Raw genomic sequence first — 22202 nt, forward strand, 5'->3', positions numbered from 1 at the left:
GCGCGACACACTGTCGTTTTGTAATTGATTGATCTCTCCATGAACGACTTCACCATCTCAGCAGCACAACCAAGCGACATCGATGCGCTCAATGACCTGATGTTTGCTCTGCATGACGAGCACCATCAGCAATGTCCCGAATTTTTCAAAACTGCCGAAGAGATTGAACAAGAGAAAAGCATTGCTCGCTATCTGGATGATCCAGAATGTTTGGTTTTTGTCGCAAAGCGAGGAGAAGAGGTGATTGGTTTTATCAGCGGCCACTTTTGTGAGCTGATTTCTACCGTTAGCCAACCTTTGCCAATGGGCAGTGTCGACGAGCTGTTTGTTGTAAATGCCTATCGCCATCAGGGCATCGCGCAAACGCTACTGGAAAAAATCGAGCAAACCTTCACTGACTATGGAGTCAGCCAAGTGTTTGTCGAAGTGTGGCATTTTAATCAGAATGCGATCGCTCTTTATCAAAAGTCGGGGTTTCACCATCATATTCATTGGCTGCGAAAAACGCTCATCAGCGGAAAATAACGCTTCTGACAGTTTGCATTCAGCTCGGCAATTTGCTCAGTCTCCCATTGCTGGATGTTTTTCTGTTTACATGCTTAATTTTTGTCGAAAAAAATCTAACTTCCTGCCATCATGACGACAAATTTTCTTATTGTTGCTCACTAAAACATTCTGCCGAGTTTAGATGCAACGCCAGATCGACATGCAACTCAAAGGTTTTCACACGTGTTAAAACGAGCCTTCATCATCACCCTTGGCGTCTTTTCTCTTTTTTACAGCACATTTTCTGCCGCTGGATTGCCAACACCATTACCCGAAGGGATTAAAGGCGCGCTCTGCATTGTGCGTGTCGACAACAAGTTGTTGCTGGTGAATGAAATTCTGACGGGGCAAATCTCGCTGCCCGGTGGAACCATCAGCGCAGGTGAGCCTCCACACGAAGCGGCGCAAAGAGAAGTGTGGGAAGAAACTGGCCTAGTGGTGACGGTGGGGGAAGCGCTGGGCTACAGCGATACCGCGGTATTTTATGATTGCGTGTCGGACTCGCCGATCGTCGCTTACAACACTCAGCATGCATTAGGTGGAAATACCTTACCCATTTGGTTTGCGCCGCATTATGGGGTAGAAATTGCTTCCGCGATGCTGCTTCAGCCAACTGCTCTCAAAGCGGAGCAATACCGTTTTCCCCAACAGTGGCCGCTGGTCAGCGAAATGTTTACTCGTGCCACCAATCAACCTGCCAGTTATGTGCGCGATCTCAAAGAGGCTGCGCCATCGTATCGTCAAATTGGCCTTGGTTGGTTAGCCGCTAGCCAATCTTGGGCGGCTCAATCGCAAATGTTGTCATCCATTGCCATGGCCGTTGCACATCTTGCTTTTTATCTCACCACTCCAGCACTGCTTTTGGTGGTCATGCCGCTCATTCTCTGGCGCTTCGGACGAGATTTTACCTTGCATGCTCTGTTTGCAGTGACCGTCACTTCATTATTGGCTTTGGTTGCGCAGCAAGGCTTTGCGATGCCTCGGCCCCATGTGTATCTGCCTAGCACGGAATTGCTTCCTAGTTCGGGTTTTAGTTTTCCCAGTGCTTCAATGGCCGTTTGGGTCTGCTTGGCGCTGCTGTTCACCCAGCGTGAAGGGGGAAAGGAGTGGGGCAAATGGGCGTTTGGCACTATCGTTTTGGTCGCTTTGGGACAGTTTTACGCCGGCGCAGAGTTTTTTTCTGATCTGTTGATTGGCGCGCTGTTAGGCGCTTTGGTTGCTTGGCATTTGCTTCGTTTGCAACAAAAAGCGGAGCTGGATTTGGGACAACTGTTTGCCTCTCCTTTAGTGTGGGGAGCACTTGTCGCCGTGGCCGTTGGCTTGACTTTTATCTGGCCGTTACCAGTGTTTTCCGCTTGGCTTGCCACCCTGATGTTAATGCCGCTTCTGGTGCTGATGTGGCGCAAAAAAGTGTGCAGTTTGACTCAAGCGCGTGCGTTAGTGCTGATTGTGGTGCTGCTAACGCTTAACTTGTTGCTCACTTTGCTGCGAACCCACTTTTCTTCTAGCGGACTTTATTCCTATATTTTAGAAACGTTGCGCTACCCATCGTCGCTCTTGGTCGCGATGTTGCTGGTGTTGCCACTTTGCAAGGGTAGGCAAGCGTAAACAACTTGCTGTGAGATGAAAATAACGCCTCGACTGAGGCGTTTATTTTGGGTGACGAGTTAACTCTGCTCACTCGGAAAAACAAATTTTTCGATCGCTTTGGCGACGCCGTGATCATTATTGGATGCAGTGATGTAATTGGCAATCGCTTTTGTCTGCTCCATCGCATTGGCCATCGCCACGCCCACGCCCGCGTATTGCAGCATATGGTGATCGTTCTCGGCATCGCCCATACAGATCACTTCTTCCGCTTGGATGCCGAGATGTTCGGCAATCGCCGCTACACCAATACCTTTGTTACTCAATGGATTAAGAAACTCTAGGAAGAATGGTGCACTTTGCACTACGGTAAACTGTTGATGCAGCTCACTAGGCAGTTTGGCGATGGTTTCGGTGAGCAGCGACGGCTCGGCAACCATCATGGTTTTGATGATCGGGTGATCGTCTGCGAGTGCTTCGAAGTTCATTTCAGTGATCGGCAAGCCGTTGATCTTAGCTTCTATTTCTGTGTAAGGGTTGGTTTGAGGGGTAATCAAACCGTGCTCCTTGCTGAAGGCATGAACGTAAACGCCGAGTTTTTCTGCTAAGCGGGCAAGCTGCTTCGCGCTTTTGCCATCGATAATTTGTTCATGAATTAATTCGCCGCTGCCGACGTTCTTCACCATCGAGCCGTTATAGAAAAGAACAAAGTCGCTGTCTGAGGAGATACCGAGCTCATCCAACTTGTCTTGCATTCCTTCCAGTGGACGGCCAGAGGCCAGTACCACCGTCACGCCTGCTGCGCGAGCACGCGCAATCGCCGCCTTATTTTCGTCGGAGATTTGCTTGTCGCTGTTGAGCAAAGTGCCATCCATATCCAGCGCGATTAACTTGAACATACTTACCTACTAAACTTTGAAGAAGAAGACAAAGTGGTAATGAAACACCAAAACGAGTCAGATTAACACTGAATTTTTGTGTTCCCAGCAGATTAATTTGACCTGAGAGCGGGACTCCTTTAAGGTCTGCGCCTTGCGATTTATTGTTAGGGTTGAGAGTTAAGTTGTATAAAGTTAACGAGATGTTTGAAACCATTCAGGGTGAAGGCGTTTTTACTGGTGTGCCAGCGGTGTTCGTCCGTTTGCAAGTGTGCCCAGTAGGCTGTTCTTGGTGTGATACCAAACAAACTTGGCAAGCTTTAGCGCAGGATCAACGCACGTTTGGCGAAATCATTCTCAAATCGGGAGATAGCCCAAGTTGGTGTAATGCTGACGCCGAGGAGATTGTGGCTCAGTATCAACAGCAAGGTTTCAATGCCAAACACATAGTGATCACCGGCGGCGAGCCATGCATTTATGACTTAACTTCTCTAACCGAAGCATTTGAAGCGATCGGCTGCCAATGCCAAATCGAGACGAGTGGTACCTATCCCGTGCAGACTTCGCGTAAAACCTGGGTGACAGTGTCACCCAAAGTGGCGATGAAAGGTAAATTACCCGTGCTTGATAGTGCTTTGCTGCGAGCCAACGAAATCAAACATCCGGTCGGTACAGAAAAAGACATTGAGCAGTTAGACCTGTTGTTGGCCAGAGCACAAGTGCCTGCTACAACGACGATAGCCCTGCAACCAATCAGTCAGAAAGCCAGAGCGACGCAATTGTGTATTGAGACTTGTATTGCGCGTAACTGGCGTTTATCGGTTCAAACCCACAAATATTTAAGTATTGCCTAGAAGGGATAAGCGATGAATAAAGCGGTAGTGGTTTTTAGTGGTGGTCAAGACTCAACCACTTGTCTTGTGCAAGCTCTGAATGAGTATGATGAGGTCCATGCCATCACGTTTGATTATGGCCAGCGCCATCGTTTGGAGATTGAAGTTGCACAACAACTTGCCGCGGACTTGGGTGTCAAAGCACACAAAGTGATGGATGTCACGTTACTCAATGAGCTGGCGATTAGCTCGCTGACGCGTGATGACATTCCTGTTTCGCATGAACTTCAAGCCAATGGATTACCGAACTCTTTTGTGCCCGGGCGCAACATTCTCTTTCTGACTTTGGCGGGCATTTACGCCTACCAAATCGGTGCTGATACTGTGATAACGGGGGTGTGCGAAACTGATTTTTCTGGCTATCCCGATTGCCGTGACGAATTTGTCAAAGCAATGAACAGTGCGTTGGTTAAAGGGATGGACAAAGCCTTGGCCATTAAAACGCCGCTAATGTGGTTAAACAAAGCGGAGACGTGGGCATTGGCCGATCAACACAAAGCGTTGCAACTGGTCAGGGAGAAAACCTTGACCTGTTACAACGGTGTGATTGGGGATGGTTGCGGTGATTGTCCATCATGCCACTTGCGCAAAGCGGGGCTTGATGACTACCTTAATAACCAACCGCTTGTGATGGCGTCGCTGCTTGAGAAACAGGCTCAAGCTTAACTGGCAGACGGCTCGCATCAACGACTCCCATTTTGCGCTCTCTTTGCCGTTGAGAGAGCGCGAAATCGAGCTTGTTATAGACGCAGTCGAAGTTTGGCGCTGAACGCTCTAAAACAAGATAGGCTATATAGGCGTTAAGCTGGATCGGCTCGCCAGTTTCTGCATGAATCACGCTGCTGGCGATACGTTGGCTTAGCTGTTCAACGCGCATTGGCACATCTACCTCGTCAACCTCTTTCAGCAACAGCATAAACTCTGTTCCATTGAGCCGTCCCAATAACTCCCCTGGCAAAAGATGGGCGATAAGATTGCAAGCGATAGTATGTAATAGCTCATCGCCATACGCGTGGCCAAACTCCCGATTGACGGCTTTAACACTATCTAATTTAAACAGAATCAGTACCGGCACTTTATGTGGGACTCTGTTAGTCGTTTGCGCTTCGATTGCCTCAATGATTGCACGGCGATTCAACGCTGTTGTTAATCGATCGGTTTGTTGCTGCTTACGGTAGCGATGATTGGCTAACGCCAAAACGAGCAGTAGAGTCACTAACGCAATCAACAACAGAGAATAGAGAAACTTCTCTTGTTCAAGGCTCTTGACTAAGCGCATTTTGCGCTCAGTGTCACTTTGAAGCTGCGTTAAGCGTAACTGATAGTCGAACTGCTTTTGCGCGAGATCCAATGCCTCAATCGCTTTGGTTGTGTCTTTGTCTCTGAAGCTAAGTTCGAGTTGGGAATAGTGCGTGTAGTGTTGATAGGCTTTCTGGTAGTTCCCTTGCTGCACATCGATGTTCGACTGCAATAGTAAGGCGTTCGCTTCGATTACGGGCATATCCATCGATACTGCGAGGTTATAAGCCTGTGTGGCGTGCGCCATCGCTTCGCTGAGCTTGCCCATCTCAAGATAACCGAGGCTAAATCGAGAGTGAACCTCGGCCGCTAAGCGGTGGTTTTGCCCTTGCTCTGCCGCTTTAAGCGCGAGTTCAAGATAGTGTGAACCTTTCTCTGTATCATTCATTTGTAGATAGAGAGAGCCCAAACCAAGATACGTCATGACCAGACCAAAGTTGCGATTTTCCTTAATCAAGATCGCGAGTGCTTGCTCGTAGTAGAGGATTGCTTGCGGCTGATCGCCACGATCGTGATAGAGCTCTGCAAGGCTGTGCAATATTTGTGCTAAGGCAGCCGGAGAATGTCCGTTTTCGCGAATTTCCTTGGCTTTAAGCAAATACTCTTCGGCTTGCGCGTATTGGCCTAATTCGCGTAGCAAATTGCCGGTATCGTTGTAAGCGGCAGAGACATCCGCGTTTGCAGGTAGATGACGCAGCACCGCTTGATAGTGAATAAGAGATTGCTCAAATTCGCCTCGGAAATGTTCGTTATTGGCGATCACGCGATAAACCAAGTATTTCGGTAGCAAAGATTGACCCTCTTCAGCGGCAAAAAGCTTGAGTTGAGAGCAGAAAAACTTGGCTTTATGGTAGTCGCCTTGTTCGTTGAGCGTATAACAAAGCTGATATAACAGCAGTTCTTGCACTTTACGTACTTCGCTTAGTGTTGCTTGGTTGAGTAAGGTCGTAAAACCTTTAACCGCTTGTTCATACTGGCCTTTCTGTCGGTCATATAGCGCTTGTATGTAAAGTGATTCTTGGCGAGAGAAGTGAGTGTTTTTGTTTTGACTCGCGCCATAATAGGGTTGATTGCGTGCAAAAAGATAATCAAATAGTAAACCACTCACATATAGTTTTTCCGCGCCTGGAAGGAGGGCGGCGTAACGATCTTGCAAGAGATCTAGGGCGCGATTGTCTTCGGCTCTGAGTTTTTGTTGGTAGACGCCTAACCACTGATGGAGTCCGCTGTTGTCTGCGAGCGTCATACAAGAAAAAGTACTGATTGTGAGCCAAAGTAGTAGCTTGCGTTTAAACATGGGCTGATTTGATGGTAAAAATGAGATACAGGAATGATATCTTTTTGTAAATGAAAAGGTGTGATGCATTCGAGATAGTGAAATATACAATACGTCGTATATCAAAGAGCAATATACCAGAGTTGATAAATGTATCTACAGTGTAGCAAAGCTGTAAAAAAGGCTGGTACTGAACCAGCCTCTCTTTTAAGCAAACATCACTTAACGATTATAGATACATTTTTGCCAGCTCAGCCGGCTCAAGTTCTTTACCTTCCAATTGCGCATTCCAGTTGATACCAACCAGCACGCCGTCTTCATCTAAGGTGATAAGCCAATCTTCAACGAAAATATCAAGAGGAATTTCAAGTACTTCAAAATCAGCCCACTCTTCTACATTGTGTGCGACGGCATCTTCTTTAGCAGACCAAAACGGCATCACTTCACTATTTTCAAATTCTGAAGAGTCACAAGCCAGCCATCCTTCTTCATTTCGAAGGCCCCAAACCAGCTTGGTTTCTTGAGTTTCTTGAATGAAAAGGTCCAGATTCGCTTGAATATCCGCAGTTAATTTGCTCATTTTAAAATCTCGATATGAAAAGACCCGCGTAGGGTACCATTTTATCGCAGCCTTACCAATGAGTATCTGAGTTTGCGCTGGTGTCGGCTCGACAAAGATAAGGGGCTTTTTCGCCCCAATGATTATTTCTTGCTTTTTGGTAGACGGGTAAAAATGGTCCATTCTTCTTTGATGTCACCTTTGTGACCAACGACGGAGGCCACTACGCGACGGTTCAAAGCGTGGCTGACTTCGTCCTCGCCGTCGTTAGCCAGTTTACTGTCACCAAAGCCTACAATGCGTACTCGATTTGATGAAATGCCATAACTGATGAGCATCTCTTTAACGTTGTCTGCTCGGCGTTGAGACAGCTCAAGGTTTAGTTTTGCATTGCCTGTACGGCTGGCAAAGCCTTGCAGTTCGATTGAAGTGGATGGATAAAGTTTCAAAAACTCAGCCAGTTCTTTGATTTGACTGCGAAATACCGGGTTAATCACGTCGGAGTTGTTGGCAAATAACACCCGGATCTGCATTTGCTGGGTCGTTTTGATGTAAGTTCCGCAGCCATCGTTATCGACTTCCGCTGTACTTGGCGTATCGGGACACAAATCGCGGGCGTTAATTACGCCATCTCTGTCTTGGTCTTGTAAATCATCAATTTGATCCGCAACCGGAGTGGGGCGGTAATCATATTCGTCCGCCATTAGGGAGGAAGATAGAAAAATAGCAGCTAAGGCAAAAGGTAAAGTGTATGGTTTCATTAGTATTCCACCTTTTGGGTCCACTCTTTAGGGATATCGACTCGCAGCGTATCGAGCAATTGCCCCGTTGCATTCATCACACGAAATTTGGCGTATTGCTCTGCATATTTAGCGTCTAAGTAACCTTTGCGAGCTTCGAACAGCTCGTTCTCGGTATTTAACAAGTCAAGCAAAGTGCGTTTGCCAATACGGTACTGCTTTTCGTAAGCAATCACAGTGTCGGAAGCAGAGTCAACGTGATCGGCCAAAAACTCTTTCTGCTGTAAAGTAAGGTCAAGCGCACTCCAAGCTAGGCGTAAACCCTCTTCGACGCTCCGGTAACTTCTTTCGCGAAGATCTTTTGCTTTGTTCAGTTGATAAGCGGCACTTTCAGAGTTCGCGGAATCTGTTCCGCCGTTGTACAAATTGTAACGCATACGAAGCATGGCTGTGAGCTCGTCACTCTGCCCCTCAATACCACCTGCATCGCTACGCCAAGTCTGTGACGCTTCAAACGTAAAGGTAGGATAGTTGCGGCCTTTGGTCTGCTTATACTGAAAACGGGCCGAATCGACATCCACCGTTGCAACTCTAAGCACCGGATGGTGCTCAAAAGCTTGGCTTATAGCTTCATCGACAGTAAACGGAATTCTCTCTTGATCCGCTCGCGGAAAAATCAGTGATTGGGGTGTCTGTCCAACCAAACGGGTAAACATAGTATGAGAATCAAACAAATTATTTTGTGCTGCGGCTAAGTTACCGTGCGCTTTCGCCAAGCGGGCTTCGACCTGAGACAAATCTGCGGTAGAACCGATGCCTGAGTTCACCCGTTTTTTAATGTCACTGTAAATACGTTTGTGAGTCATGAGATTGCTTTCAGAGAGCGCTAAGATTTCGTACGCTTTCACCGCATCCAGATAGACTTTGGTCACTTCTAGGGCTTTATCCTGCGCGTCTGCTAACAGTTGGTAACGTAACGACTCCGCTTCCGCGGCTGTTCTATCCATATCATTGAGTGTGGCAGAACCGTCCCAAATCAGTTGCGTCAAAGTTAAAGACGCATCTTTTCGAGTCATATCCGTCGAGTCACGAGGAGGATTACCAGCAGGATTGATGGATTCGAAGCCGACACCTGCATCTAAGTCCACTCTTGGCAAGTAAGCGCCAGAAGAAGCCTGATTGGCATATTGCTTACTCAAGAACTCGTTAAATGCACTTTTTAGTTCGGGGTTGGTGGCAAGCGTAATGGCAACCGCTTGCTCCAATGTTTGCCCCATAACAGGAAGTGTCATCACTAGCCCAGCGGCTAATGTGCTTATTCGGGTCCACTTCACTCAATTTCTCCTACTCGTTGTTTGCGCTAAGTCTAAGAGATTAGCTGTCTTAATTTTGAGAAGATTACGATGAAACGTCAATTTTTTAGCGCAACAAATCATTGAATCGATGCTGAGTTTGCGTACTCAATCGCAAAATATCAGTCATTGTAACGAATTCCAACTCCATTTTCTAACTTGTTGAAATCGATGTTTTAAACAAATGCAGTTGCGCACGAATAGAGTTCAATTCGTGATATTGCTTCATAAATGAGACTGTGTGAGCAAAGTCGCCAATAGGTGACAAAAATGTAAAAGAGATTGGCTTTTCGGATGTTCTAGCGATCCCCGTTTGATATACTAATGGGTAAGAAAATAGAATTAATGTACCTGTCAAAATATTGGCAGAACTGCACCGTCATCACAGAGGTTTATTTATGGATTTCTCAGCCTTTCTTTCTGGAGCTGCTCTTACCGCTGGTCGAATTGTTGTTATTGATTTGAACGGCAATATAAGAATGTTAGCGCCCGGACAAACACCTGCACCTGGCGAAGTTGTGATTGATACCCTAGATGAATCTGAGGTGCCCACTGTTCGAGTGGCGACAGAAAACGGCAGCAATGACATTACGGGTGACGTGCAGCAGATTTTTGCAGCGTTAGAAGACGGACAAGATCCAACCCAACTGGGTGATGAGTTTGCTACCGCCGCAGGTGAAACGGGCGGTTCGAGTTTGGTCTCTGGAGGGACGATTTCCCGCGACGCAAGCGAGACTCTAGCAAGTACAGCATTTACTACCCAAGGTTTGCAGGACCTGGGGCTTAACCAAGCGCAAAGTCTTTCTCTCTTTGAAGTGTACAGTTCTTTTTCTTCAGATGCGGCAACTACCAGTCCAGCAGAAACTTTGCCTCTATTGACCGTTACACTAGATGAAGATAGTGGTTCTGAAGCGGACGATTTTCTAACCAACAATGGATCATTCACCGTCTCTGGACAAAATGATGGTGCGACGGTCGAATATTTTGTTGATGGCGAGTGGACAACCACAGCGCCAACGCCAGTGGAAGGCGAAAACACCATCACTGTTCGTCAGACCGATGCAGCAGGCAACACTTCTGGTAGCAGCACGCTGACGTTTACTCTCGACACGACAGCGCCAGATGCTCCGCAGATCTCGCTAGACACTGACAGCGGCAGCTTGGCCGATGACTTCCTTACTAATAAAGGTGATTTCACCGTTGCTGGCACCGAAGAAGGTGCGACGGTGGAGTATTTTGTCAATGGTGAGTGGACAACCACCGCGCCAACACCAGTAGAGGGTGCAAACACCATCACTGTTCGTCAGACCGATGCGGCAGGTAATACTTCGGCCAGTAGCACGCTGACGTTTACTCTCGATACCACCGCGCCAGACGCGCCGCAGATCTCACTAGACACTGACAGCGGCAGTTTTGCTGATGACTTCCTGACCAATAAAGGCGATTTCACCGTTGCAGGCACCGAAGAAGGTGCGACGGTGGAGTACTTTGTTAATGGTGAATGGACAACCACGGCGCCAACGCCAGTTGAAGGTGAGAACACCATCATCGTTCGTCAGACAGATACAGCAGGTAACACTTCTGGTAGCAGCACGTTAACCTTTACTTTAGATACCACCGCGCCAGATGCACCGCAGATCTCTCTCGATACCGACAGCGGCAGCTTGGCCGATGACTTCCTTACTAATAAAGGTGATTTCACCGTTGCTGGCACCGAAGAAGGTGCGACGGTCGAATATTTTGTTGATGGCGAGTGGACGACGACAGTTCCAACGCCAGTGGAAGGCGAAAATACCATTATCGTTCGCCAGACCGATGCAGCAGGTAATACTTCTGGTAGCAGCACGCTGACGTTCACGTTAGATACCACCGCGCCAGACGCGCCGCAGATCTCACTAGACACCGACAGCGGCAGTTTGGCGGATGACTTCCTGACTAACAAAGGCGACTTCACCGTTGCTGGCACCGAAGAAGGTGCGACGGTGGAGTACTTTGTTAATGGTGAATGGACAACCACAGCGCCAACACCAATGGAAGGTGCAAACACCATCATCGTTCGTCAGACCGATGCGGCGGGCAACACCTCAGGCAGCAGCACGCTGACGTTCACGTTAGATACCACCGCGCCAGATGCACCGCAAATTTCTCTCGATACCGACAGCGGCAGCTTAGCGGATGACTTCCTTACTAATAAAGGTGATTTCACCGTTGCAGGTACCGAAGAAGGTACGACGGTGGAGTACTTTGTTAATGGTGAATGGACAGCCACAGCACCAACACCAGTAGAAGGTGCAAACACCATCATCGTTCGCCAGACCGATGCAGCAGGCAACACTTCGGCCAGTAGCACGCTCAACTTTACTCTGGATACTTCGGCAGAGACTGGTACGGTTTCTGTCGATCCAATTACCTCAGATGATGTGATTACAGAAACAGAGAAAAATCAGACTATTACAGTGACTGGTTCAGCGACTGATGGTGACATCAAAACTGGAGATGTTGTTACCGCGATCATTAACGGTAACGAATACAAAGGTAGCGTTTCTGAAGATGGCTCGTGGGAGTTATCTGTAAGCGGCTCAGACCTTGCTGTTGATACTGCTTTTGAAGTAACCGTTAATTCAACCGATGCAGCAGGTAACGAAGTCACCTCTACAGGTGAGTCAGTTCATAGATTTGATGACACGCCTGTTATCGTGAACATTGACATCGATCCAATTACTGAAGACTCGGTAATAAATGCAAGTGAATCTCAAAGTGATATTACTATTACTGGTACCGTTTCGGGGGAAGAGTTTGAGCAAGGAACGGTAACGCTAATTGTTAATGGCAAAGAGTTTAGTGGGCAAGTTGTTGACGGCAGGTACGCAATTGATGTTCCTGGTAATGAGTTACTTGCCGACTCTGACAAACAAGTGACAGCTGTTGTCGATGTTGTGAACAGCAAGGGGCAAATCGGCTCATCTACCTCTACCGAAGTATACTTTGTTGATACATCGTCACTGGCGACAATACGTGTCAACCCTATCACTAGCGATGATGTTATTAATCTTGCTGAGAGTCAGTCAAACGTTACTGTCAGTGGCCGTGTTGGTTTCGATGCTAAAGCTGGTGATCTAGTCTCAATGACAATTAACGGCACCTTATACACAGCAACGGTTTTGGCAAACAAAACTTGGAGTGTGGAGGTTTCGGGTACCGATCTAGCAAACGATAACAGTTTTGTTGCGACAGTAACTGGTGTGGACAGCGCAGGAAATCCTTACTCTGCCTCTACCACTTCAACGCATACGATCGATCTGGCTGCGGAAGCGGGTACAGTGACGGTGGCGAATATCACAGAAGATGACGTGGTCAACGCGGCAGAAAGCGGACAAACCATCGCGGTGACAGGTACAGCGACAGGTGGCGATATCGCACAAGGCGATAAAGTGACCATGACGATCAATGGTAAATCTTACGAAACCACGGTCGATGCGAACGGCAACTGGACAGTGGATGTGGCGGGTAGCGACCTAGCAGCGGACACCGAGTTCGAAGTTGTTGTGACGTCTTCGGACTCGGCGGGAAATACCGTAACAAGTTCGGCTTTATCAACTCATGGTGTTGCTCCAATGGCTGTGGATGATTCAGCGTCAGGCACAGAAGACGGTGGCGTGATCACCATCGATGTGTTGGCGAACGACAGCGATGTGGATGGCGATACGTTGACCATCACAGGCGCGACGGTCCCAGCAGAGCAAGGTACGGTCGCGATCGTCGACGGCAAACTCGAGTTCACGCCAGCGGCGAACTTCAACGGCGAAGCGACCATCAGCTACACCATCAGCGATGGCAATGGCGGAACCGATACTGCGGACGTGAAAGTGACCGTGGATGCGGTGAACGACGGCCCAGTGGCCACAGACGATACGGCGTCAGGCACAGAAGACGGTGGCATGATCACCATCGATGTGTTGGCGAACGACAGCGATGTGGATGGCGATACGTTGACCATCACAGGCGCGACGGTCCCAGCAGAGCAAGGTACGGTCGCGATCGTCGACGGCAAACTCGAGTTCACGCCAGCGGCGAACTTCAACGGCGAAGCGACCATCAGCTACACCATCAGCGATGGCAATGGCGGAACCGATACTGCGAACGTGAAAGTGACCGTGAATGCCGTGAACGATGCGGTAGACGCGGTGAATGACGAAGTGACGGTTGCCGAAGACGGCAGCATCACGCTGAACCTAACGGGCAACGACAGTGCACCAGACGGCGGCCTGGAAATCACCCACATCAACGGCGTGGCGTTAACCGGCAATGCCCAAGACATCGCGGTGGACAATGGCACCGTGGTCATCGCGGCGGATGGCGCGATGACGTTCGAGCCAGCGGCTGACTTCAATGGTGAGATCAACTTCGGCTACCAGGTGAAAGACGCGGACGGCGATGTAGACAGCGCGAACGTGAAAGTGACCGTGAATGCCGTGAACGATGCGGTAGACGCGGTGAATGACGAAGTGACGGTTGCCGAAGACGGCAGCATCACGCTGAACCTAACGGGCAACGCATCACGCTGCGGACCGATGACAGCGGGCAACGATCAGTGCTACCAGACGGCGACAGCGCGAACGTGAAAGTGACCGTGAATGCCCGATGCATCAACGGCGTGGCGTTAACGGGCAATGCCCAAGACATCGCGGTGGACAATGGCACCGTGGTCATCGCGGCGGATGGCGCGATGACGTTCGAGCCAGCGGCTGACTTCAATGGTGAGATCAACTTCGGCTACCAGGTGAAAGACGCGGACGGCGATGTACGACCAGCGCGACCGTGGTCATCGCGGCGGATGCGATGAAAGTGACCGTGAATCGGCCGTGAACGATGCGGTAGTGACCGCGGTGACGCGGTGAATGACGAAGTGACGGTTGCCGAAGACGGCAGCATCACGCTGAACCTAACGGGCAACGACAGTGCACCAGACGGCGGCCTGGAAATCACCCACATCAACGGCGTGGCGTTAAAATCAAGACCCACATCAACGGCGTGGCGTTAACGATGGCAATGCCATGCACCAGACGGCGGCCTGAAAAAGACGGCGCGTTAAATCGCGTGGTGGTCATCGCGGCGGATGGCGCGATGACGTTCGAGCCAGCGGCTGACTTCAATGGTGAGATCAACTTCGGCTACCAGGTGAAAGACGCGGACGGCGATGTAGACAGCGCGAACGTGAAAGTGACCGTGAATGCCGTGAACGATGCGGTAGACGCGGTGAATGACGAAGTGACGGTTGCCGAAGACGGCAGCATCACGCTGCCTAACGGGCAACGACAGTGCACCAGACCTGGAAATCACCCACATCAACGGCGTGGCGTTAACGCAATGCCCAAGACATCGCGGTGGACAATGGGAAATCACCTGACATCAACCGTGGGTCATCGCGGCGGATGGCGCGATGACGTTCGAGCCAGCGGCTGACTTCAATGGTGAGATCAACTTCGGCTACCAGGTGAAAGACGCGGACGGCGATGTAGACAGCGCGAACGTGAAAGTGACCGTGAATGCCGTGAACGATGCGGTAGACGCGGTGAATGACGAAGTGACGGTTGCCGAAGACGGCAGCATCACGCTGAACCTAACGGGCAACGACAGTGCACCAGACGGCGGCCTGAAATCACCCACATCAACGGCGTGGCGTTAACCGGCAATGCCCAAGACATCGCGGTGGACAATGGCACCGTGGTCATCGCGGCGGATGGCGCGATGACGTTCGAGCCAGCGGCTGACTTCACGATCAACTTCGGCTACCAGGTGAAAGACGCGGACGGCTGACTTCAATGGTGAATGCCGTGAACGATCAGACGCGGTGAATGACGGCTACCAGGTGAAAGTGACGCGGATCAACGGCGTGGCGATGCCCAAGACATCGCGCGAACGTGAAAGTGACCGTGAATCGGCGCCAGGTGAAACGGACGGCGATGTAGACAGCGCGATGCGGTAGACGCGGTGAATGACGAAGTGACGGTTGCCGAAGACGGCAGCATCACGCTGAACCTAACGGGCAACGACAGTGCACCAGACGGCGGCCTGAAATCACCCACATCAACGGCGTGGCGTTAACCGGCAATGCCCAAGACATCGCGGTGGACAATGGCACCGTGGTCATCGCGGCGGATGGCGCGATGACGTTCGAGCCAGCGGCTGACTTCAATGGTGAGATCAACTTCGGCTACCAGGTGAAAGACGCGGACGGCGATGTAGACAGCGCGAACGTGAAAGTGACCGTGAATGCCGTGAACGATGCGGTAGACGCGGTGAATGACGAAGTGACGGTTGCCGAAGACGGCAGCATCACGCTGAACCTAACGGGCAACGACAGTGCACCAGACGGCGGCCTGAAATCACCCACATCAACGGCGTGGCGTTAACCGGCAATGCCCAAGACATCGCAAGACATCGCGGTGGACAATGACCGTGAATGCCGTGAACATGCGGTCGGTGAATGACGGGCAGACGGCGGCCTGAAATCACCCACATCAACGGCGTGGCGGTGGACAATGGCACCGTGGTCATCGCGGCGGATGGCGCGATGACGTTCGAGCCAGCGGCTGACTTCAATGGTGAGATCAACTTCGGCTACCAGGTGAAAGACGCGGACGGCGATGTAGACAGCGCGAACGTGAAAGTGACCGTGAATGCCGTGAACGATGCGGTGAATGACGAAGTGGTACGGCAGCATCACGCTGAACCTAACGGGCAACGTGAATGACGACATCGTGACAACGGTTGCCGATGGCGCGATGACGGGCTGACCAGACGGCGGCCTGGAAATCAACATCAACGGCGTGGCGTTAACCGGCAATACTTAAGACATCGCCTGGTACCAGGTGAAAGACGCGGCGGCGATGCGGAGCAGCGCGAATGTGAAAGTGACCGTGATGCCGTGAACGATGCGAGACGCGGTGAATGACGAAGTCAAGTGAGATCACCCTTGCACCCAGACGGCGGCTACGCGCGTGAAATGTGACCGTGAGTGACCGTGAATGCCGTGAACGATGCGGTAGACGCGGTGAATGGCGAAATCACCCACATCAACGGCGTGGCGTTAACCGGCAATGCCCAAGACATCGCGGTGGACAATGGCACCGTGGTCATCGCGGCGGATGGCGCGATGACGTTCGAGCCAGCGGCTGACTTCAATGGTGAGATCAACTTCGGCTACCAGGTGAAAGACGCGGACGGCGATGTAGACAGCGCGAACGTGAAAGTGACCGTGAATGCCGTGAATGCCGTGAACGATGCGGTAGACGGTGATCGTGAACGTGGCGGTGAATGACGAAGTGACGGTTGCCGAAGACAGCGGAACGTGAAAGTGCATCACGCTGAACCGGTGAATAACGGGCAACGACAGTGCACCAGACGGCGGCCTGAAATCACCCACATCAACGGCGTGGCGTTAACCGGCAATGCCCAAGACATCGCGGTGGACAATGGCACCGTGGTCATCGCGGCGGATGGCGCGATGACGTTCGAGCCAGCGGCTGACTTCAATGGTGAGATCAACTTCGGCTACCAGGTGAAAGACGCGGACGGCGATGTAGACAGCGCGAACGTGAAAGTGACCGTGAATGCCGTGAACGATGCGGTAGACGCGGTGAATGACGAAGTGACGGTTGCCGAAGACGGCAGCATCACGCTGAACCTAACGGGCAACGACAGTGCACCAGACGGCGGCCTGGAAATCACCCACATCAACGGCGTGGCGTTAACCGGCAATGCCCAAGACATCGCGGTGGACAATGGCACCGTGGTCATCGCGGCGGATGGCGCGATGACGTTCGAGCCAGCGGCTGACTTCAATGGTGAGATCAACTTCGGCTACCAGGTGAAAGACGCGGACGGCGATGTAGACAGCGCGAACGTGAAAGTGACCGTGAATGCCGTGAACGATGCGGTAGACGCGGTGAATGACGAAGTGACGGTTGCCGAAGACGGCAGCATCACGCTGAACCTAACGGGCAACGACAGTGCACCAGACGGCGGCCTGGAAATCACCCACATCAACGGCGTGGCGTTAACCGGCAATGCCCAAGACATCGCGGTGGACAATGGCACCGTGGTCATCGCGGCGGATGGCGCGATGACGTTCGAGCCAGCGGCTGACTTCAATGGTGAGATCAACTTCGGCTACCAGGTGAAAGACGCGGACGGCGATGTAGACAGCGCGAACGTGAAAGTGACCGTGAATGCCGTGAACGATGCGGTAGACGCGGTGAATGACGAAGTGACGGTTGCCGAAGACGGCAGCATCACGCTGAACCTAACGGGCAACGACAGTGCACCAGACGGCGGCCTGGAAATCACCCACATCAACGGCGTGGCGTTAACCGGCAATGCCCAAGACATCGCGGTGGACAATGGCACCGTGGTCATCGCGGCGGATGGCGCGATGACGTTCGAGCCAGCGGCTGACTTCAATGGTGAGATCAACTTCGGCTACCAGGTGAAAGACGCGGACGGCGATGTAGACAGCGCGAACGTGAAAGTGACCGTGAATGCCGTGAACGATGCGGTAGACGCGGTGAATGACGAAGTGACGGTTGCCGAAGACGGCAGCATCACGCTGAACCTAACGGGCAACGACAGTGCACCAGACGGCGGCCTGGAAATCACCCACATCAACGGCGTGGCGTTAACGGCAATGCCCAAGACATCGCGGTGGACAATGGCACCGTGGTCATCGCGGCGGATGGCGCGATGACGTTCGAGCCAGCGGCTGACTTCAATGGTGAGATCAACTTCGGCTACCAGGTGAAAGACGCGGACGGCGATGTAGACAGCGCGAACGTGAAAGTGACCGTGAATGCCGTGAACGATGCGGTAGACGCGGTGAATGACGAAGTGACGGTTGCCGAAGACGGCAGCATCACGCTGAACCTAACGGGCAACGACAGTGCACCAGACGGCGGCCTGGAAATCACCCACATCAACGGCGTGGCGTTAACCGCAATGCCCAAGACATCGCGGTGGACAATGGCACCGTGGTCATCGCGGCGGATGGCGCGATGACGTTCGAGCCAGCGGCTGACTTCAATGGTGAGATCAACTTCGGCTACCAGGTGAAAGACGCGGACGGCGATGTAGACAGCGCGAACGTGAAAGTGACCGTGAATGCCGTGAACGATGCGGTAGACGCGGTGAATGACGAAGTGACGGTTGCCGAAGACGGCAGCATCACGCTGAACCTAACGGGCAACGACAGTGCACCAGACGGCGGCCTGGAAATCACCCACATCAACGGCGTGGCGTTAACCGCAATGCCCAAGACATCGCGGTGGACAATGGCACCGTGGTCATCGCGGCGGATGGCGCGATGACGTTCGAGCCAGCGGCTGACTTCAATGGTGAGATCAACTTCGGCTACCAGGTGAAAGACGCGGACGGCGATGGACAGCGCGAACGTGAAAGTGACCGTGAATGCCGTGAACGATGCGGTAGACGCGGTGAATGACGAAGTGACGGTTGCCGAAGACGGCAGCATCACGCTGAACCTAACGGGCAACGACAGTGCACCAGACGGCGGCCTGAAATCACCCACATCAACGGCGTGGCGTTAACGCAATGCCCAAGACATCGCGGTGGACAATGGCACCGTGGTCATCGCGGCGGATGGCGCGATGACGTTCGAGCCAGCGGCTGACTTCAATGGTGAGAACTTCGGCTACCAGGTGAAAGACGCGGACGGCGATGAGACAGCGCGAACGTGAAAGTGACCGTGAATGCCGTGAACGATGCGGTAGACGCGGTGAATGACGAAGTGACGGTTGCCGAAGACGGCAGCATCACGCTGAACCTAACGGGCAACGACAGTGCACCAGACGGCGGCCTGGAAATCACCCACATCAACGGCGTGGCGTTAACGGCAATGCCCAAGACATCGCGGTGGACAATGGCACCGTGGTCATCGCGGCGGATGGCGCGATGACGTTCGAGCCAGCGGCTGACTTCAATGGTGAGATCAACTTCGGCTACCAGGTGAAAGACGCGGACGGCGATGTAGACAGCGCGAACGTGAAAGTGACCGTGAATGCCGTGAACGATGCGGTAGACGCGGTGAATGACGAAGTGACGGTTGCCGAAGACGGCAGCATCACGCTGAACCTAACGGGCAACGACAGTGCACCAGACGGCGGCCTGGAAATCACCCACATCAACGGCGTGGCGTTAACCGGCAATGCCCAAGACATCGCGGTGGACAATGGCACCGTGGTCATCGCGGCGGATGGCGCGATGACGTTCGAGCCAGCGGCTGACTTCAATGGTGAGATCAACTTCGGCTACCAGGTGAAAGACGCGGACGGCGATGTAGACAGCGCGAACGTGAAAGTGACCGTGAATGCCGTGAACGATGCGGTAGACGCGGTGAATGACGAAGTGACGGTTGCCGAAGACGGCAGCATCACGCTGAACCTAACGGGCAACGACAGTGCACCAGACGGCGGCCTGGAAATCACCCACATCAACGGCGTGGCGTTAACGGCAATGCCCAAGACATCGCGGTGGACAATGGCACCGTGGTCATCGCGGCGGATGGCGCGATGACGTTCGAGCCAGCGGCTGACTTCAATGGTGAGATCAACTTCGGCTACCAGGTGAAAGACGCGGACGGCGATGTAGACAGCGCGAACGTGAAAGTGACCGTGAATGCCGTGAACGATGCGGTAGACGCGGTGAATGACGAAGTGACGGTTGCCGAAGACGGCAGCATCACGCTGAACCTAACGGGCAACGACAGTGCACCAGACGGCGGCCTGGAAATCACCCACATCAACGGCGTGGCGTTAACCGGCAATGCCCAAGACATCGCGGTGGACAATGGCACCGTGGTCATCGCGGCGGATGGCGCGATGACGTTCGAGCCAGCGGCTGACTTCAATGGTGAGATCAACTTCGGCTACCAGGTGAAAGACGCGGACGGCGATGTAGACAGCGCGAACGTGAAAGTGACCGTGAATGCCGTGAACGATGCGGTAGACGCGGTGAATGACGAAGTGACGGTTGCCGAAGACGGCAGCATCACGCTGAACCTAACGGGCAACGACAGTGCACCAGACGGCGGCCTGAAATCACCCACATCAACGGCGTGGCGTTAACCGGCAATGCCCAAGACATCGCGGTGGACAATGGCACCGTGGTCATCGCGGCGGATGGCGCGATGACGTTCGAGCCAGCGGCTGACTTCAATGGTGAGATCAACTTCGGCTACCAGGTGAAAGACGCGGACGGCGATGTAGACAGCGCGAACGTGAAAGTGACCGTGAATGCCGTGAACGATGCGGTAGACGCGGTGAATGACGAAGTGACGGTTGCCGAAGACGGCAGCATCACGCTGAACCTAACGGGCAACGACAGTGCACCAGACGGCGGCCTGAAATCACCCACATCAACGGCGTGGCGTTAACCGGCAATGCCCAAGACATCGCGGTGGACAATGGCACCGTGGTCATCGCGGCGGATGGCGCGATGACGTTCGAGCCAGCGGCTGACTTCAATGGTGAGATCAACTTCGGCTACCAGGTGAAAGACGCGGACGGCGATGTAGACAGCGCGAACGTGAAAGTGACCGTGAATGCCGTGAACGATGCGGTAGACGCGGTGAATGACGAAGTGACGGTTGCCGAAGACGGCAGCATCACGCTGAACCTAACGGGCAACGACAGTGCACCAGACGGCGGCCTGGAAATCACCCACATCAACGGCGTGGCGTTAACGGCAATGCCCAAGACATCGCGGTGGACAATGGCACCGTGGTCATCGCGGCGGATGGCGCGATGACGTTCGAGCCAGCGGCTGACTTCAATGGTGAGATCAACTTCGGCTACCAGGTGAAAGACGCGGACGGCGATGTAGACAGCGCGAACGTGAAAGTGACCGTGAATGCCGTGAACGATGCGGTAGACGCGGTGAATGACGAAGTGACGGTTGCCGAAGACGGCAGCATCACGCTGAACCTAACGGGCAACGACAGTGCACCAGACGGCGGCCTGGAAATCACCCACATCAACGGCGTGGCGTTAACCGGCAATGCCCAAGACATCGCGGTGGACAATGGCACCGTGGTCATCGCGGCGGATGGCGCGATGACGTTCGAGCCAGCGGCTGACTTCAATGGTGAGATCAACTTCGGCTACCAGGTGAAAGACGCGGACGGCGATGTAGACAGCGCGAACGTGAAAGTGACCGTGAATGCCGTGAACGATGCGGTAGACGCGGTGAATGACGAAGTGACGGTTGCCGAAGACGGCAGCATCACGCTGAACCTAACGGGCAACGACAGTGCACCAGACGGCGGCCTGGAAATCACCCACATCAACGGCGTGGCGTTAACCGGCAATGCCCAAGACATCGCGGTGGACAATGGCACCGTGGTCATCGCGGCGGATGGCGCGATGACGTTCGAGCCAGCGGCTGACTTCAATGGTGAGATCAACTTCGGCTACCAGGTGAAAGACGCGGACGGCGATGTAGACAGCGCGAACGTGAAAGTGACCGTGAATGCCGTGAACGATGCGGTAGACGCGGTGAATGACGAAGTGACGGTTGCCGAAGACGGCAGCATCACGCTGAACCTAACGGGCAACGACAGTGCACCAGACGGCGGCCTGAAATCACCCACATCAACGGCGTGGCGTTAACCGGCAATGCCCAAGACATCGCGGTGGACAATGGCACCGTGGTCATCGCGGCGGATGGCGCGATGACGTTCGAGCCAGCGGCTGACTTCAATGGTGAGATCAACTTCGGCTACCAGGTGAAAGACGCGGACGGCGATGTAGACAGCGCGAACGTGAAAGTGACCGTGAATGCCGTGAACGATGCGGTAGACGCGGTGAATGACGAAGTGACGGTTGCCGAAGACGGCAGCATCACGCTGAACCTAACGGGCAACGACAGTGCACCAGACGGCGGCCTGGAAATCACCCACATCAACGGCGTGGCGTTAATCGCGGTGGACAATGGCACCGTGGTCATCGCGGCGGATGGCGCGATGACGTTCAGCCAGCGGCGACTTCAATGGTGAGATCAA

At 52.7% G+C, this 22202-nt stretch carries 32 protein-coding genes; 27 read left to right on the forward strand and 5 right to left on the reverse strand.

The features are described 5' to 3' along the window. Positions 1-39: 39 nt before the first annotated feature. Positions 40-525: a GNAT family N-acetyltransferase gene (locus tag I3X05_RS07115; protein ID WP_193166653.1), complete on the forward strand. Its 486-nt coding sequence runs from the start codon at positions 40-42 to the stop codon at positions 523-525. A 204-nt stretch (positions 526-729) separates the two neighbouring features. Beyond that, entirely contained in the window at positions 730-2154 is a 1425-nt protein-coding gene (locus tag I3X05_RS07120; RefSeq protein ID WP_337971086.1) for a bifunctional NUDIX hydrolase/phosphatase PAP2 family protein, read from the forward strand. Between the two features lie 59 nt (positions 2155-2213). Here the strand turns inward: I3X05_RS07120 and I3X05_RS07125 are convergent, their stop codons facing one another. Beyond that, on the reverse strand, positions 2214-3032 hold the full coding sequence (locus I3X05_RS07125) for a Cof-type HAD-IIB family hydrolase (RefSeq protein ID WP_045571602.1): 819 nt from the start codon (positions 3030-3032) through the stop codon (positions 2214-2216). Between the two features lie 164 nt (positions 3033-3196). On the opposite strand from I3X05_RS07125, the gene queE reads away from it, so the two are divergent. Both queE and queC read left to right on the forward strand, forming a co-directional pair. Further along, complete coding sequence (gene queE / locus I3X05_RS07130; protein WP_193166655.1) at positions 3197-3865, forward strand: 7-carboxy-7-deazaguanine synthase QueE; 669 nt, start codon at positions 3197-3199, stop codon at positions 3863-3865. Between the two features lie 12 nt (positions 3866-3877). Beyond that, on the forward strand, positions 3878-4570 hold the full coding sequence (gene queC, locus I3X05_RS07135) for a 7-cyano-7-deazaguanine synthase QueC (protein WP_045571604.1): 693 nt from the start codon (positions 3878-3880) through the stop codon (positions 4568-4570). Here the strand turns inward: queC and I3X05_RS07140 are convergent. From I3X05_RS07140 to I3X05_RS07155, 4 genes are all read right to left on the reverse strand, one after another. After that, positions 4515-6500, reverse strand: coding sequence for a tetratricopeptide repeat-containing diguanylate cyclase (locus I3X05_RS07140; protein WP_045571605.1), 1986 nt, complete (start codon positions 6498-6500; stop codon positions 4515-4517). The two genes, queC and I3X05_RS07140, sit on opposite strands and share 56 nt — an antisense overlap. 208 nt (positions 6501-6708) lie before the next feature. Then, positions 6709-7059, reverse strand: coding sequence for a DUF2750 domain-containing protein (locus I3X05_RS07145; protein ID WP_045571606.1), 351 nt, complete (start codon positions 7057-7059; stop codon positions 6709-6711). A gap of 122 nt (positions 7060-7181) precedes the next feature. Further along, positions 7182-7799 (reverse strand): OmpA family protein, encoded by a 618-nt coding sequence (locus I3X05_RS07150; RefSeq protein ID WP_045571607.1) that lies wholly within the window; start codon positions 7797-7799, stop codon positions 7182-7184. Then, on the reverse strand, positions 7799-9070 hold the full coding sequence (locus I3X05_RS07155; RefSeq protein WP_139046403.1) for a TolC family outer membrane protein: 1272 nt from the start codon (positions 9068-9070) through the stop codon (positions 7799-7801). Before I3X05_RS07155 ends, I3X05_RS07150 begins: the two co-directional genes overlap by 1 nt. A 458-nt stretch (positions 9071-9528) precedes the next feature. On the opposite strand from I3X05_RS07155, the gene I3X05_RS07160 reads away from it, so the two are divergent. From I3X05_RS07160 to I3X05_RS07270, 23 genes are all read left to right on the forward strand, one after another. Continuing rightward, a complete protein-coding gene (locus I3X05_RS07160) occupies positions 9529-13752 on the forward strand; it encodes an Ig-like domain-containing protein (RefSeq protein ID WP_337971087.1) in 4224 nt (1407 codons plus the stop codon). Continuing rightward, complete coding sequence (locus I3X05_RS07165) at positions 13722-13973, forward strand: cadherin-like domain-containing protein (protein ID WP_337971088.1); 252 nt, start codon at positions 13722-13724, stop codon at positions 13971-13973. Before I3X05_RS07160 ends, I3X05_RS07165 begins: the two co-directional genes overlap by 31 nt. A 51-nt stretch (positions 13974-14024) precedes the next feature. Continuing rightward, complete coding sequence (locus I3X05_RS07170; protein WP_337971089.1) at positions 14025-14171, forward strand: hypothetical protein; 147 nt, start codon at positions 14025-14027, stop codon at positions 14169-14171. 2 nt (positions 14172-14173) lie between these two features. Then, positions 14174-14593: a cadherin-like domain-containing protein gene (locus tag I3X05_RS07175; RefSeq protein WP_337971090.1), complete on the forward strand. Its 420-nt coding sequence runs from the start codon at positions 14174-14176 to the stop codon at positions 14591-14593. Beyond that, complete coding sequence (locus I3X05_RS07180) at positions 14571-14816, forward strand: Ig-like domain-containing protein (protein ID WP_337971091.1); 246 nt, start codon at positions 14571-14573, stop codon at positions 14814-14816. Before I3X05_RS07175 ends, I3X05_RS07180 begins: the two co-directional genes overlap by 23 nt. Beyond that, positions 14807-14947, forward strand: a complete 141-nt coding sequence (locus I3X05_RS07185; RefSeq protein ID WP_337971092.1) for a cadherin-like domain-containing protein — start codon at positions 14807-14809, stop codon at positions 14945-14947. Before I3X05_RS07180 ends, I3X05_RS07185 begins: the two co-directional genes overlap by 10 nt. 174 nt (positions 14948-15121) lie before the next feature. Further along, the gene (locus I3X05_RS07190; protein WP_337971093.1) at positions 15122-15235 is read left to right on the forward strand and encodes a hypothetical protein; all 114 of its coding nucleotides are present in this window, start codon (positions 15122-15124) and stop codon (positions 15233-15235) included. Further along, positions 15226-15543: an Ig-like domain-containing protein gene (locus I3X05_RS07195; protein ID WP_337971094.1), complete on the forward strand. Its 318-nt coding sequence runs from the start codon at positions 15226-15228 to the stop codon at positions 15541-15543. The genes I3X05_RS07190 and I3X05_RS07195 overlap by 10 nt, the downstream gene beginning before the upstream one ends. Positions 15544-15617: 74 nt before the next feature. Continuing rightward, on the forward strand, positions 15618-15884 hold the full coding sequence (locus I3X05_RS07200) for a cadherin-like domain-containing protein (RefSeq protein WP_337971095.1): 267 nt from the start codon (positions 15618-15620) through the stop codon (positions 15882-15884). A 264-nt stretch (positions 15885-16148) separates the two neighbouring features. Continuing rightward, positions 16149-16451: a cadherin-like domain-containing protein gene (locus I3X05_RS07205; protein WP_337971096.1), complete on the forward strand. Its 303-nt coding sequence runs from the start codon at positions 16149-16151 to the stop codon at positions 16449-16451. A 30-nt stretch (positions 16452-16481) separates the two neighbouring features. Beyond that, the gene (locus tag I3X05_RS07210; protein WP_337971097.1) at positions 16482-17876 is read left to right on the forward strand and encodes a tandem-95 repeat protein; all 1395 of its coding nucleotides are present in this window, start codon (positions 16482-16484) and stop codon (positions 17874-17876) included. Beyond that, complete coding sequence (locus tag I3X05_RS07215) at positions 17834-18184, forward strand: Ig-like domain-containing protein (protein ID WP_337971098.1); 351 nt, start codon at positions 17834-17836, stop codon at positions 18182-18184. The genes I3X05_RS07210 and I3X05_RS07215 overlap by 43 nt, the downstream gene beginning before the upstream one ends. Then, positions 18142-18492 carry an Ig-like domain-containing protein gene (locus tag I3X05_RS07220; protein WP_337971098.1) on the forward strand — a complete coding sequence of 117 codons (351 nt, stop codon included), beginning with the start codon at positions 18142-18144 and terminating at the stop codon, positions 18490-18492. Before I3X05_RS07215 ends, I3X05_RS07220 begins: the two co-directional genes overlap by 43 nt. After that, the gene (locus tag I3X05_RS07225) at positions 18489-18626 is read left to right on the forward strand and encodes a cadherin-like domain-containing protein (RefSeq protein WP_425304499.1); all 138 of its coding nucleotides are present in this window, start codon (positions 18489-18491) and stop codon (positions 18624-18626) included. The genes I3X05_RS07220 and I3X05_RS07225 overlap by 4 nt, the downstream gene beginning before the upstream one ends. Next, on the forward strand, positions 18562-18732 hold the full coding sequence (locus tag I3X05_RS07230; protein WP_425304494.1) for a hypothetical protein: 171 nt from the start codon (positions 18562-18564) through the stop codon (positions 18730-18732). The genes I3X05_RS07225 and I3X05_RS07230 overlap by 65 nt, the downstream gene beginning before the upstream one ends. Before the next feature lie 21 nt (positions 18733-18753). Further along, entirely contained in the window at positions 18754-18882 is a 129-nt protein-coding gene (locus tag I3X05_RS07235) for an Ig-like domain-containing protein (protein WP_425304495.1), read from the forward strand. Beyond that, positions 18879-19100 carry an Ig-like domain-containing protein gene (locus I3X05_RS07240; protein ID WP_337971100.1) on the forward strand — a complete coding sequence of 74 codons (222 nt, stop codon included), beginning with the start codon at positions 18879-18881 and terminating at the stop codon, positions 19098-19100. Before I3X05_RS07235 ends, I3X05_RS07240 begins: the two co-directional genes overlap by 4 nt. Then, positions 19058-19717 carry a tandem-95 repeat protein gene (locus tag I3X05_RS07245; protein WP_337971101.1) on the forward strand — a complete coding sequence of 220 codons (660 nt, stop codon included), beginning with the start codon at positions 19058-19060 and terminating at the stop codon, positions 19715-19717. The genes I3X05_RS07240 and I3X05_RS07245 overlap by 43 nt, the downstream gene beginning before the upstream one ends. After that, positions 19675-20268 carry a tandem-95 repeat protein gene (locus I3X05_RS07250; protein WP_337971102.1) on the forward strand — a complete coding sequence of 198 codons (594 nt, stop codon included), beginning with the start codon at positions 19675-19677 and terminating at the stop codon, positions 20266-20268. Before I3X05_RS07245 ends, I3X05_RS07250 begins: the two co-directional genes overlap by 43 nt. Then, positions 20259-20576: an Ig-like domain-containing protein gene (locus I3X05_RS07255; RefSeq protein WP_337971094.1), complete on the forward strand. Its 318-nt coding sequence runs from the start codon at positions 20259-20261 to the stop codon at positions 20574-20576. Before I3X05_RS07250 ends, I3X05_RS07255 begins: the two co-directional genes overlap by 10 nt. After that, positions 20567-20950 (forward strand): Ig-like domain-containing protein, encoded by a 384-nt coding sequence (locus I3X05_RS07260; RefSeq protein WP_337971103.1) that lies wholly within the window; start codon positions 20567-20569, stop codon positions 20948-20950. Before I3X05_RS07255 ends, I3X05_RS07260 begins: the two co-directional genes overlap by 10 nt. Beyond that, entirely contained in the window at positions 20908-21810 is a 903-nt protein-coding gene (locus I3X05_RS07265) for a tandem-95 repeat protein (RefSeq protein WP_337971104.1), read from the forward strand. Before I3X05_RS07260 ends, I3X05_RS07265 begins: the two co-directional genes overlap by 43 nt. Further along, positions 21801-22196: an Ig-like domain-containing protein gene (locus tag I3X05_RS07270; protein WP_337971105.1), complete on the forward strand. Its 396-nt coding sequence runs from the start codon at positions 21801-21803 to the stop codon at positions 22194-22196. Before I3X05_RS07265 ends, I3X05_RS07270 begins: the two co-directional genes overlap by 10 nt. Positions 22197-22202 lie beyond the last annotated feature (6 nt).

This window comes from Vibrio navarrensis, from assembly GCF_015767675.1.
In the GTDB taxonomy this organism is placed as follows: Bacteria; Pseudomonadota; Gammaproteobacteria; order Enterobacterales; family Vibrionaceae; genus Vibrio.